Annotated in this window: 10 protein-coding genes; 2 read left to right on the top strand and 8 right to left on the bottom strand. The window is 61.2% G+C overall.

What is annotated here, in order from left to right; all coding sequences use genetic code 11:
* Positions 1–12 precede the first annotated feature (12 nt).
* From GNZ13_RS17865 to GNZ13_RS17835, 7 genes are all read right to left on the bottom strand, one after another.
* On the bottom strand, positions 13–1,044 hold the full coding sequence (locus GNZ13_RS17865; RefSeq protein ID WP_172166762.1) for a WD40/YVTN/BNR-like repeat-containing protein: 1,032 nt from the start codon (positions 1,042–1,044) through the stop codon (positions 13–15).
* Between the two features lie 92 nt (positions 1,045–1,136).
* Positions 1,137–2,495 carry a DUF1329 domain-containing protein gene (locus GNZ13_RS17860; protein WP_216674899.1) on the bottom strand — a complete coding sequence of 453 codons (1,359 nt, stop codon included), beginning with the start codon at positions 2,493–2,495 and terminating at the stop codon, positions 1,137–1,139.
* A gap of 563 nt (positions 2,496–3,058) precedes the next feature.
* A complete protein-coding gene (locus tag GNZ13_RS17855; RefSeq protein ID WP_236002065.1) occupies positions 3,059–3,778 on the bottom strand; it encodes an SDR family NAD(P)-dependent oxidoreductase in 720 nt (239 codons plus the stop codon).
* 114 nt (positions 3,779–3,892) lie between these two features.
* The gene (locus GNZ13_RS17850; RefSeq protein WP_172166759.1) at positions 3,893–4,315 is read right to left on the bottom strand and encodes a nuclear transport factor 2 family protein; all 423 of its coding nucleotides are present in this window, start codon (positions 4,313–4,315) and stop codon (positions 3,893–3,895) included.
* Positions 4,316–4,383: 68 nt separating this feature from the next.
* A complete protein-coding gene (locus tag GNZ13_RS17845; RefSeq protein WP_216674899.1) occupies positions 4,384–5,742 on the bottom strand; it encodes a DUF1329 domain-containing protein in 1,359 nt (452 codons plus the stop codon).
* Positions 5,743–6,031: 289 nt separating this feature from the next.
* Complete coding sequence (locus tag GNZ13_RS17840) at positions 6,032–7,108, bottom strand: mandelate racemase/muconate lactonizing enzyme family protein (protein WP_172166757.1); 1,077 nt, start codon at positions 7,106–7,108, stop codon at positions 6,032–6,034.
* A 137-nt stretch (positions 7,109–7,245) separates the two neighbouring features.
* Entirely contained in the window at positions 7,246–8,094 is an 849-nt protein-coding gene (locus GNZ13_RS17835; RefSeq protein ID WP_172166756.1) for a pirin family protein, read from the bottom strand.
* Positions 8,095–8,497: 403 nt separating this feature from the next.
* Between GNZ13_RS17835 and GNZ13_RS17830 the strand changes: the two genes are divergently transcribed.
* Together GNZ13_RS17830 and GNZ13_RS17825 are read left to right on the top strand one after the other, a co-directional pair.
* Entirely contained in the window at positions 8,498–9,727 is a 1,230-nt protein-coding gene (locus GNZ13_RS17830; protein WP_172166755.1) for an acyl-CoA dehydrogenase family protein, read from the top strand.
* Between the two features lie 153 nt (positions 9,728–9,880).
* Positions 9,881–11,056 (top strand): acyl-CoA dehydrogenase family protein, encoded by a 1,176-nt coding sequence (locus GNZ13_RS17825; protein WP_172166754.1) that lies wholly within the window; start codon positions 9,881–9,883, stop codon positions 11,054–11,056.
* A gap of 182 nt (positions 11,057–11,238) precedes the next feature.
* Here GNZ13_RS17825 and GNZ13_RS17820 read toward each other — a convergent pair.
* The coding region (locus tag GNZ13_RS17820; RefSeq protein WP_172166753.1) for a DUF1302 family protein at positions 11,239–12,280 on the bottom strand (1,042 nt) is incomplete at its 5' end.

Raw genomic sequence — 12,280 nt, 5'->3', positions numbered from 1 at the left:
CGAATCACTCACTCAATGGAGGTTGACAATCTGCGTGCCGCCGAGACCCGTCAGTACAACCCGATTGCGGCCGGCAGGTGCGACGCCCGTGATGAGGTCCTGCCTCGGCACGGCGACGGAATGGAACGTATCTCCCTCGTCGCCGCTCATGATCAGATGGCCATCCTGAGCTGCCAACAGCAACCGGCCGTCGTCGAGCACGCATGCCCCCGTCAGGCTTGCATGGACGCCCGTGGACAGGCGCTGCCAGCTGACTCCGCCATCTCGCGAGCGATACGCGGAGCCGCCAAGGCCATACGCGATGACGTACCCGCGGGAACCGACCACGCCCAGAAAGCTGCCGTTATAGCCAGTCGCGATTGCGATGAAACGTTCCTTGGGCCGGTCGAGCTTGAACAGCGTGCCTCGCTCCGACGCGAGATAAACATCGCCCCCCACGTCGCTGACAGCGGTGTAGTGAAGCATCTTGTCGTTGTCGACCTTCTCGATCCACGACGTCCAACTCTTTCCACCATCGTGCGTGCCGAGAATGGTTCCGAACGGCCCCACCGCCCACCCGGTCTGCGCGTTCTCGAACGACAGGTCGAGCATCGGCATCGTCGGACCGTTCTGGTAGTTGAGCGTGATCTCCTTCAACAACCGAGCGGCGACCGTGTCGCTGCTCGTCGCCTGCGCGGCAAAATGCGCCTTCAGCAGATCTGCCGCCGCGCGGCCGTCGAACTGCTTGACCCAGTGCTCACCGCCGTCGGTCGTCGCGAGAATGACGCCGTCATGGCCCGACGCCCAACCCTGTCGGGACGACACGAAGCGGACGGCAACCAGATCCGACCCGACTGGACTTGCGACCTGGCGCCAGGTCCCACCGCCGTCATCGGACAGCACGATCAGGCCCCGCACCCCGACCGCCACGAGCCGCGATCCGGCCCGAGCGATTGCGCCGAGCTGCGTCGTGGCCGCGAAGCGCGTGGTTTGCGCAGACACATCCAGCGGATCCACGAACTTGCCGTCGGCCTGCATCGGTGCACCAGAGGCTACGCTGGACATGAGCACCAGCGAGACCAGCAAGGCCGCGCAATGCGACGCACGTCGGAACGAAACGATGCGGTGCCTCCGCCTGTCACGAGTCGCGCGGCACACTATTGAACTCCCCGGGTGGCCAGTGCATCGGCGGTAAAGTAGTTCGCCGGCAGTGGCCCACGCTTATGGAACCCTTCGCCCACGCCGAACGAACCCAATGCCCAGTTCTGTTTCACGAAATCGTAAATCAGCTGATTGTTGTTCATCGGCGCCGGCACGTCGTACGCCTGCCACACCGGGAACCACAGCACGCGCACCAGCTTGTCCGCATGATCAAACCCTTCATAGCCGACCATGTCCCAGCTGTCTTCATCCAGGTAAAACACCTTCTTGCTGTCGACGTGACGCGCCCCCGCCTTGAGCGTCGCTTCGACGACCCAGACGCGGTGCAGTTCGTAGCGCAAGTTATCCGGATTGACGTGATTCTTTTGCAGCAACTGGTCGACCGGCGTATTCAGGTACTTGTAGACGTTGTACGGAATGTAGAGCTCCTTCTTGCCCACCAGCTTGAAGTCGAACCGATCCATCTTGCCGTCGAAACCGTTGGTCTCGTCCCACAGGAAGATCCCACTGTTCGACGTCACGACCGTGTCGTACGTGAACTCCGGTGCGAGCCGCACCCGGCGCTGGCCCGGCGTGTAGAACCACGCCGTCGGCTCTCGCTCGTCCATCCGCTTCCACTGGATCCGCATGTCCATTTCCCCAGCCTGCGACGGCGGCCCAACGTGGACGTTGGAGAGCGCGTACATCTGGTTCGACTTGGCTTTGCTGTTGTCCCAGTAGTCGATGTAATACTGCAGCACCCCATGCGTGCTGAGCATCTTGTCGCCCGCCGAATCGACCAGCCACGCCTCATAGTCGCCGCGGTAGTACGCCGGAAAGTATCGGGCGAAGAAGTTGTAAAGCGCCTCCTGCCCCGTTGCCGGAATCGGAAACGGAATCTGCGCATGCGCATCTTCCAGCCCCGGACCATCGCCGACGAGCCTGGGCGACATCACGCGCTTGATCGTGTTCTCGTAGACCCAGTCGGGGAAGCAGGCGGTACGATGGGTCGGATAGACCTCCATCCGGTATGTCTTCGGGTATCGCCTGAACAATTCCTTCTGCCCGTCATCAAGCCTGTCCGCATACTTGTCGACGTTGGCCGCCGAGATCGAGAACAGCGGCTTCTCGTTGGCGAACGGGTTGACGTAAGGCGCGCCGCCGTCGGCACTGCTCGGCTTGTATCCGGCCGGCGCCTGGCACAGGCCGCCCGTCCACTCAGGAATCTCGCCGTCCTTGCTGCCCGCCTGTTCGGCGCCCAGTGGCGTGAGCGTCTTCCCGAGACGAGCCGCATCGGCCGCGCTGGGCGCAGCGTTCACTTGCGTACCGACGAGCGCCATCACACCTGCCGCTGTCAGTGTCAGCAGAAGTTTCATCTGTCTCCTCCAATTCATTGCACCGATGTATCGTTCCAACATCACCGTCGCCACAGGTATGTGCCTGCACGCTTTCGTCGTCGTGCCGAGGCACCAACCAGGATCGATCCGATCCGCCATTCAACGACCGGGCAAACCCATTCTGTATTTCGCGGACGCTTCGCACGTCGTCGAAACCGACGAATCTGATGGCGTTGCGCAACCTAGATAGCGGATCTGGCAGGAACAGCCCGGGCCGTCAGCGCACGAAGGTCAACGGATGTGCCGCAACACGGCCGAACGCATATCGGATGCTCGTCGCATTCGTGCCGATGCAGGCCACATGTAAGGCAACCGAGGAGAGGGGCTAACCAGAGGCGGAACACGCGAAGCGAGCCCTCACGTGTGGCGGGCGTCGCTTGCGCCAACTCGAGAAAGAGAAGGAAGAGAATCGGAGACTTGAAATGCCGGCGCGCAGCTCTATCGCCGCACAAAACGACGTTGTAGGGTGTTCTGCAGTTGATTCGCTGCGTCACGCGCAGAGCCCGACGGCACCTCCCGCACTCGGCGGTATCGTGCCGCCCTCAGCCGATGCCGCCGTCAATGGTCACTTCACCGCCGGTAATGTAGGAAGCGTCGTCCGAAGCCAGGAACAGCACCAGCCGCGCGACTTCGTCCGGCGTCCCGAGTCGCTGCATCGGAATCATGCTCTTGTAGTGTGTCAGCTGCTCAGCAGAATTTTGCCCAAGCATTGGCGTGTCGATGATTCCCGGATAAATCGAGTTCACGCGTATGCCGAGCGTCGCGAATTCCGACGCCGCAAGCTTCGTCATGCCGCGGACCGCCCACTTGGTGCTTGCATAGGCAAACATGCCCGGGACGTTGTTCAAGGCAGCGTTGGAACAAACATTGATGATCGCCCCGCCTCCCGTCTTGACCATGACCTCAGACGCCGCACGCATGCCCAGGAACACGCCGAGCTGGTTGACGCGATAGTGGAGCTGCCACAGCGTCACGTCGGTTTCCATCAGAGTGGCAGGTTTAAAGACGCCGGCATTGTTCACCAGGACGTCGATCCGCTCGAAGCGGTCGAGCGTTTGGCGCATCACCTCGGCCCAACCGCCTTCGTCGCCAACGTCGTGGCGAACAAAGTGTCCGGAACTGCCAAAGCTCGCCGCTATGTCTTCGCCCCGTTCATCTATATCGGTGACGACGACTTTCGCTCCGTGCTCGGCGAACAGCTTCGCCTCGGCGGCGCCCTGCCCGCTGGCAGCCCCCGTGACGATCACAACTTTGCCTTGCATGTTTCTCATATCACGCCTCCTTGGTTGAGGTGATACAGGCAAACCCGATCGGCAATCGGAGCCTTCGACGGAACGGGACCGGTTGGCAGCCGCGCCACGATCCCCATCCTGTCTTTACCATTCGACTTTCGTGCGCTGTGGCCAGAGGAAACGCGCGGTGTCGGCGCCCGTGTAATCCGGGTCGAGATACACATGCATTCGCTTGATCAAGCCTTCGTCGTTGAACTCGAATATGCTGCAGAAGCGACCGCCGGGCGTCTGGCCGCCGCACCACTCCACGTTGTCGCTGCTGGTGCCTTCGGTTGTCCCTTCGGCCGCAACGAGATTGCCTTGCTCGATATAGAGCAGATCATCGACATGATGGAGGCTGCTTAGCCTGGTCGGCTCTATGCCGCGCGCAAGTTCCATCAATGCGTCGAAACCTCGGCCGATGCCGAACTTGGGGAAGAAGAACTGAAAGTCCTCGATAAACAGCTCGGCTGGAAATTCCCGATCTATACGCCGGAAGTATTCCTTGACCGTCGAAATATGGCTCATGGGTTTTCCTTATGCGTTGATCGCGTCATGCTTGCGGCACCCCTGTCTGTCACGAGTCGCGCGGCACACTATTGAACTCCCCGGGTGGCCAGTGCATCGGCGGTAAAGTAGTTCGCCGGCAGTGGCCCACGCTTATGGAACCCTTCGCCCACGCCGAACGAACCCAATGCCCAGTTCTGTTTCACGAAATCGTAAATCAGCTGATTGTTGTTCATCGGCGCCGGCACGTCGTACGCCTGCCACACCGGGAACCACAGCACGCGCACCAGCTTGTCCGCATGATCAAACCCTTCATAGCCGACCATGTCCCAGCTGTCTTCATCCAGGTAAAACACCTTCTTGCTGTCGACGTGACGCGCCCCCGCCTTGAGCGTCGCTTCGACGACCCAGACGCGGTGCAGTTCGTAGCGCAAGTTATCCGGATTGACGTGATTCTTTTGCAGCAACTGGTCGACCGGCGTATTCAGGTACTTGTAGACGTTGTACGGAATGTAGAGCTCCTTCTTGCCCACCAGCTTGAAGTCGAACCGATCCATCTTGCCGTCGAAACCGTTGGTCTCGTCCCACAGGAAGATCCCACTGTTCGACGTCACGACCGTGTCGTACGTGAACTCCGGTGCGAGCCGCACCCGGCGCTGGCCCGGCGTGTAGAACCACGCCGTCGGCTCTCGCTCGTCCATCCGCTTCCACTGGATCCGCATGTCCATTTCCCCAGCCTGCGACGGCGGCCCAACGTGGACGTTGGAGAGCGCGTACATCTGGTTCGACTTGGCTTTGCTGTTGTCCCAGTAGTCGATGTAATACTGCAGCACCCCATGCGTGCTGAGCATCTTGTCGCCCGCCGAATCGACCAGCCACGCCTCATAGTCGCCGCGGTAGTACGCCGGAAAGTATCGGGCGAAGAAGTTGTAAAGCGCCTCCTGCCCCGTTGCCGGAATCGGAAACGGAATCTGCGCATGCGCATCTTCCAGCCCCGGACCATCGCCGACGAGCCTGGGCGACATCACGCGCTTGATCGTGTTCTCGTAGACCCAGTCGGGGAAGCAGGCGGTACGATGGGTCGGATAGACCTCCATCCGGTATGTCTTCGGGTATCGCCTGAACAATTCCTTCTGCCCGTCATCAAGCCTGTCCGCATACTTGTCGACGTTGGCCGCCGAGATCGAGAACAGCGGCTTCTCGTTGGCGAACGGGTTGACGTAAGGCGCGCCGCCGTCGGCACTGCTCGGCTTGTATCCGGCCGGCGCCTGGCACAGGCCGCCCGTCCACTCAGGAATCTCGCCGTCCTTGCTGCCCGCCTGTTCGGCGCCCAGTGGCGTGAGCGTCTTCCCGAGACGAGCCGCATCGGCCGCGCTGGGCGCAGCGTTCACTTGCGTACCGACGAGCGCCATCACGCCTGCCGCTGTCAGTGTCAGCAGAAGTTTCATCTGTCTCCTCCAATTCATTGCACCGATGTATCGTTCCAACATCACCGTCGCCACAGGTATGTGCCTGTACGCTTTCGTCGTCGTGCCGAGGCGCCAACCAGGATCGATCCGATCCGCCATTCAACGACCGGGCAAACCCATTCTGTATTTCGCGGACATTTCGCACGTCGTCGAAACCGACGAAATTGCATGCGCGCATCGTGACTGGGCGCGTTCACAGGAAACAAAGCGGGAGGATTCGCCGGCGACAAGATGCGGCGGCCTGTTCGGCCGCTCGCACGGTCACGCTCTAATCCACCCGGTATTTCTGCACGACGTCTTCGAGCAACGTGAGGCCATGGCCGGGACGTTCGCTCAGGTGCAGCACCCCGTCGGTTAGAATCGGCAGTCCGTCGAACAGTATGGTCGACCAGTCCATCCATTCGGCGATGAGGCCGTTGGGCACGGCGGCAATGCAATGCGCGAAGACCTCCGGCATCAGATGGCTCGCCACCGGAACCGCGAACGACTCCGCCAACGCGGCGGCTTTCCGGAATTGCGTGATGCCGCCCATCCGGCACATGTCTACCATCAGGTAGTCCACCGCCCTCGCTTTGAGCAGCGGCAACAACGATACGGGGTTGTAGTGGTACTCCCCCGAACAAATTGGGACATCCAAGGCCTGTGCGATAGCCGCCTGGCCCTCGATATCGTGCATCGCCGTCGGGTCTTCGAGCCAGAAGAGCTCGAATTCTTCCAGCGCGCGACCCACTCTGATTGCCCGGGAAGGCGTCCAGGTCTGGTTGACGTCGTACATCAGGTCAATGTCATAGCCGATCGCTTCGCGAATCGCGCGGACACGGGCGACGACCTGCTCGATCCGTGCGTCGCGCTCTGCGTACGGTCTGATCTTGATCGCGCGATGCCCTTGCGCCACCAAGTCGGCGGCCTGGCGCTGAAGGACATCCGGTCTGCTGCCCACTGCAATGCTGCTCTGATATGTTCTCGCGTGGTCTGAAAATCCGCCCAGCAAGCGCCAGAGCGGCTGCCCCGAGTCCTTGCCGACGATATCCCACAACGCGATGTCGATCGCGGTCGCTGCAATGTTTAGGAGACCTCCCGGACCGACAAAATTGGCGGGATAAACCATTTTTTCGAATAGATGCTCGATCCGGCGCGGATCTTCTCCGACGACCTGCTCGCCAAGTTCGCGCACCATCGCGGTCAGCGAACGTTGAAAATCTGTGGTCACGGTGAAAGTATGGCCGATGCCGTCTATACCGATATCGGTTCGGACACGAACCACAACCACTGGCATCTGGCTCTTATAGCGTCCGATGACCTGCGGGATGACAGTCGTCACGACCTCAACGCGCGTGATTTTCACCGGGGAATCTCCTGTTTCGTGTGTCGAGGATGCCAGCCGGGTACCAGCGTGCGGACCGTCGCGTTGGCATGCCGTGATGCGCTTTGACGACAGCCACGCGCACTAGCGGCAGCCCGGCTGTCGAATGTGAAGCGCGCTCAGCGAAGCCGCCCCTGCTCACGCAACCGTATGCCGATCTCGCGAATGCGCGCCTCCCCTTCCTCCAGGGCAGTTGCACTCGTGTGGACGGAGTAATAGCCGAGCACCAGATCGTGAGGGTGCTTGACGGCCGAGCCGAATACGAATTCGGCATCCGTCTCGGCATGGAACTCGATTGCGCCTTCCGACTCGTCGAACACCACGAGCTCGCCGGCTTGCACTTTGTCCGGCACCAAAAGTTCTCCGACGCTGACAGCGGCCCAACCGACGGCATGCCCTTCGGGCGGCTCGTAACGCCAATGCTCCCCGGCCTTCAACTTGACCGACAGATAGTTGATCGGCGAAGGCGTCTGCAGCGGACTCCTCGCTCTGCCGTATCGCCCCAGCAGCACCGTCACTGGACCATCACGTTCGATATCGCCGGGCTCCAGATAAATGCTTTCCGGCCCCCCCAGTTCCATGTCAGGCGGCAACGCGACCCAAAGCTGAAACCCGCGGACGCGATCGGCATCGCCAAAATCGCCTCCATGCCATGCGCCGCCTCCGGCCTGCATCCACTCCACCCCGCCCTGCGGAATCGTTCCGCTGCGGCCCAATGTATCCTCGAAACCCACATTGCCCTCGAGAATCCAGGTGAGCGTCGCGATACCCGAATGCGGATGCAAATGCACGCCATGCGGTGTCGTACCCGTCAAATCGATCAGGTCGAGAAAGACGAACGGTCGCAACGTCTGGCCCAGATCCGATGGGCTCATCAGGCGCGTGACTGGCCCCTGCCGATGACCGCGGGTGCGTGTGGCGACGCGGCGTAGGCGAACAGCGTGGTCATTCGACGAGGACTGGGACATGGATCGTTCCGTGGGCTTAGAAAAAGACAAACGCATTTGGATGGAATCGATGGTATGCAATCCCTCTTCGGGCGACTAGGGCTCCAATGTGGATTTCACCCGTCCGCGATCGGACACAATCGCGACGCGACATGTCAAGGCTCGCGTGCGCAGTATGCAAATCGTCACAACCGACGATGACCGCCATTTCGCCGACGCTTACCATCTGCCTCGCCTGATACCGTGGCCGCCTCCCTACCTGCCATCGGCTCCAAGTGGGCGACGCGATGTCGGTATCGCCCGGTCGTTCGTGCGTGGCTTGCCCGGTCCGCTCCGCGTGTCGAGCAATGACATCAATCGGTAGCTCGAGCATGGCGCAGTCATGCATGGCGCTTTTATCCAAAGAGATTTCGGAGGCAAAGAGATGGATTTGCAATGGAGTGACTCGGATCTGGCTTTTCGCGACGAAGTGCGCGCGTTCTTCGCCGTCCATTTGACCGACGAACTGCGCGCGGCCGGCCGTCTGATGACGAGCGTCTACGCCGATCACCAGGCGGCTATGCAATGGCAGCATATCCTCGCCGCCAAAGGGTGGGCGGCGCCGGCCTGGCCGGTCGAGTACGGAGGCTGCGGCTGGAGTGCGGCGCAACGCTACCTGTTCGCCCGGGAACGGGTAGCCGCAGGCGCGCCGCCGCTGTCGCCGATGGGCATCCAGATGTGTGCGCCGGCATTGATCAAGTTCGGAACCCCTGCTCAGAAGGCGTACTTCCTGCCGCGCATGCTGAGCGGCGAACATATCTGGTGTCAGGGTTATTCCGAGCCGCAATCGGGCTCCGATCTCGCGTCGCTGACGATGCGTGCGCGTGAAGACGGCGACGATCTCGTCTGCGACGGCTCCAAGATTTGGGCAACACATGCGCAAGATGCGAACTGGATCTTCTGTCTCGTCCGGACGTCACGAGAGGAAAAACCGCAGCTCGGTATCACCTTCGTGCTGATCGACATGCGCACTCCCGGCATCAGTATCCAGCCAATCGTGATGTCGTCGGGCGAGCACATCCAGAACCAGGTGTTCTTCGATCAGGTTCGCGTACCGAAGGCCAATGTTATCGGCACGATCGGCGCCGGGTGGACCGTCGCCAAATTCGTGCTCGAATTCGAACGTGGCGGTACCGCCTACACGCCGGAGCTGCACGACATGCTCGACAACCTGCGCCAGTTCGCGGAAACCGTGCCAGGCGAGACGACAGATCGACTGATCGACGATCCGCATTTCGCCAGCAAGCTCGCCGCTGCGCGCATTCGCATCGCGGCGCTCGAAGTGTACGAACTCAGGACAATGTCTGCGCTATCGGCGGGACGATCGCCCGGGACCAACGCATCGGTCATGAAGATCCTCGGGACCGAGTTGAGCCAGCACTTGACCGAGCTCGGGATGGAAGCGGCGGGTCATTACGGTCGCGCATTTCAGCCGCAGGCGGCGTGCCCCGGTGGCCCAGTGAAGTTGTGGCACACCACCGGGCCACACGTCGGACCACAAGCGGCCGTGCTCGCCCCGCTGCGTTATTTCAACGATCGGGCCGGATCGATCTATGCCGGCTCAAACGAAGTCCAGCGCAACATCCTGGCCAAGGCGGCATTGGGTCTGCACTGATAAGACGTTATTGGCTCCGCACCGGGGCCAGGATGGCGATGCATCGATTTCGACGATGCTTCTCCAAAGAGCTGACGACAACTCGAGAGGACCGCAATGGTCCTCATGAAAAGCGAGTCGGTCCGTACCTTAATGAGCATGAGGAGATCAAACGTGAATTTCGATTTTACGGAAGAGCAGAATTTGCTGCGAGGAACCTTGCAATCGTTCCTGCGCGATCACTACGATTTTGAGGCTCGGCGCGACGCCACGCTGTCCGACGCGGGCTGGCGCCGTGACATGTGGCACGCACTGGCTCGGGACCTGGGCCTGCTTGCGGTCACGCTGCCCGAGCAGGCGGGCGGTTTCGGCGGCGGCGCCGTCGAAACCATGATCGTGATGGAAGAACTCGGTTCGGTGATCTTCGTCGAGCCGTTTCTCGAGACCTGCATCATGGCCTCGGGCGTCCTCAAACGCGTTGGCGGGACGCTCGCCAACGCCGTGATGGCCGATATCGCCGCAGGAGACTCGATCATCGCATGCGCGTGGTCCGAAGGCGGTGCCGGGTATCGGCTATCGAAGGTTGCCACGAGTGCGCGCCGCCGGACAGGCGGTGGCTGGCGGCTCGACGGTCGGAAAACCGTTGTCATGGCCGCACCCTGGGCGTCGAAGCTGCTCGTAACCGCGCGGACGTCAGGCGCCCCGGACGATCATGACGGCATCTCGCTTTTTTTGGTCGACAAGGATGCCGCCGGCGTGTCGACAATCGATTACCCGACCATCGACGGCAGACGGGCGTCCGACATCGTGTTCGAGAATGTCGAACTATCGCCGGACGCGCTGCTCGGTGACGACGGCACTTCTCTACCGCTCATTGAACTGGTCAGCGACGAGGCAATTGCCGCGATTTGCGCGGAGGCAGTCGGCGTGCTGAAACGCATGCATTCGGACACGGTGTCGTACACGCAGGAGCGGCGCCAGTTCGGTCAGCCTCTGGCGAGTTTTCAGGCGCTGCAACATCGCATGGTCGACATGTATCTGCACGTGGAGATGGCGATCTCGGCGATGTACCTCGCGACCTTGTCGCTGTCAGACGCCGCATCGGATCGCGCGCGTGCCGTGTCGGCGGCCAAGGTGACGATCGCGAAGGCCTGCCGGTTCGTCGGGCAGAACGCGGTGCAGCTACACGGCGCGATGGGCATGACCGATGAGCTGGCGCTTGGTCACTACTTCAAGCGTGCGACCGCGCTCGAAAACGAGTTCGGCGGCATCGACTTCCATCTGGCGCGACATGCACGCCTCGAGACGCTGCAGCAGCAGTCAACAGACCCCGACGCTAGACTTGAATAACGCTTTGAAGCCCGATCGCCGGAGTACGCACATGCTGTTCCGGCGAGCGGCGCTTGTCGCGAGGTTGCGCCGACCTGCCTTGGATACAGGCTCGTCGGCGCAACCCCATCAACCACGCAACGGACCCAACGATCGCGCCAAGGCAACTACACAAGCACCCTGGCGCCGATCTCGTGACTGAGCTAGAACGTGGTCTGCAGCGTGAGGGAAATCCACGGCTTGTCATTCCACATGAACGCTCCGTTCCCGCCGGCGTAAAAGGCAGGGCCACCGGGCGCAAAACTGGTCGATCCGCTCGTATGGCTGTGGTACCCGTTGTATTGCAACGTAATGTTGTATTTGTTGTAGACCGCTGCGTGCAACCCGACCGTATAGATGAGCGCGCCCTGATTCCCGATGGCGGTGGACAGGGACGGCGTGTTGCCGTAAAGCCCGTACATCACGAACACCGGCATATCGAGGTCGACTCCGGGAAATACTTGCAACCATTGCGGGTCGAACTGCATCGCCGCGACGACCGAACTGTTCGTCGAACAGCCGTCCCATTTGCTTCCCGTCGGGCACGCCGCCAGGTTGCTCGTTCCGTTATAGAGCGCCGCATTCTTGATCGAGCCAACCCTTTGGGTAAAGGCGACTTCCGCCAAGGCGAAGCCCCCTTCGTAAAACGGCGTCTTGCTCAACGGCATCATCGCATTGCCGATCAGGTTAATCGTATCCCCGCGAGCTCCCGAGCTACCGGACAGGTCGGCAGGTTGAGGACCTGCAACCGAATTCAATGCCGTGTTGTGACGATACGAAACCTCGAACCCGGTACTCAAAATGCCAATACCCGCTTCCGCACTGACGCCGAACAACTGCGTGCCCTGGTTGTACGCAAGATGGTAGTTGGACGCCCCCGTTGCCGGATTCTGACCGAACAGCACCCACGGCTGCGCCTCATCGAGTCGACGATAGTAAAAGCCGAGATTGCCGCCCGCGAGAAACGACGGGCTCCAGGTCGCTCGAACGCCAAAGTTGTTGTCGACGTTCTTCGGCCTGAAGTCGTCGCCATGAGGAACGGCTCCCAGCAACTGTGAAGGTCCGTAGAACAGGAAGTCCGACAGGCCGAGATAGGTTCCGCCTTCCGGCAGCAGGTTGTGCTCGAACTCGAAGAAATATTGCGCCGCCAGCGAAAGCTCCGGCGTAATGGCGGTCTGCACATAAAACTGCGCTCTGGGAAGGGCC

This window comes from Paraburkholderia elongata, from assembly GCF_013177735.1.
GTDB classification, from domain to species: domain Bacteria; phylum Pseudomonadota; class Gammaproteobacteria; order Burkholderiales; family Burkholderiaceae; genus Paraburkholderia; species Paraburkholderia elongata.
The sequence above is the reverse complement of the archived record's forward strand: the minus strand, read 5'-3'. Positions and strand labels throughout refer to the sequence as shown.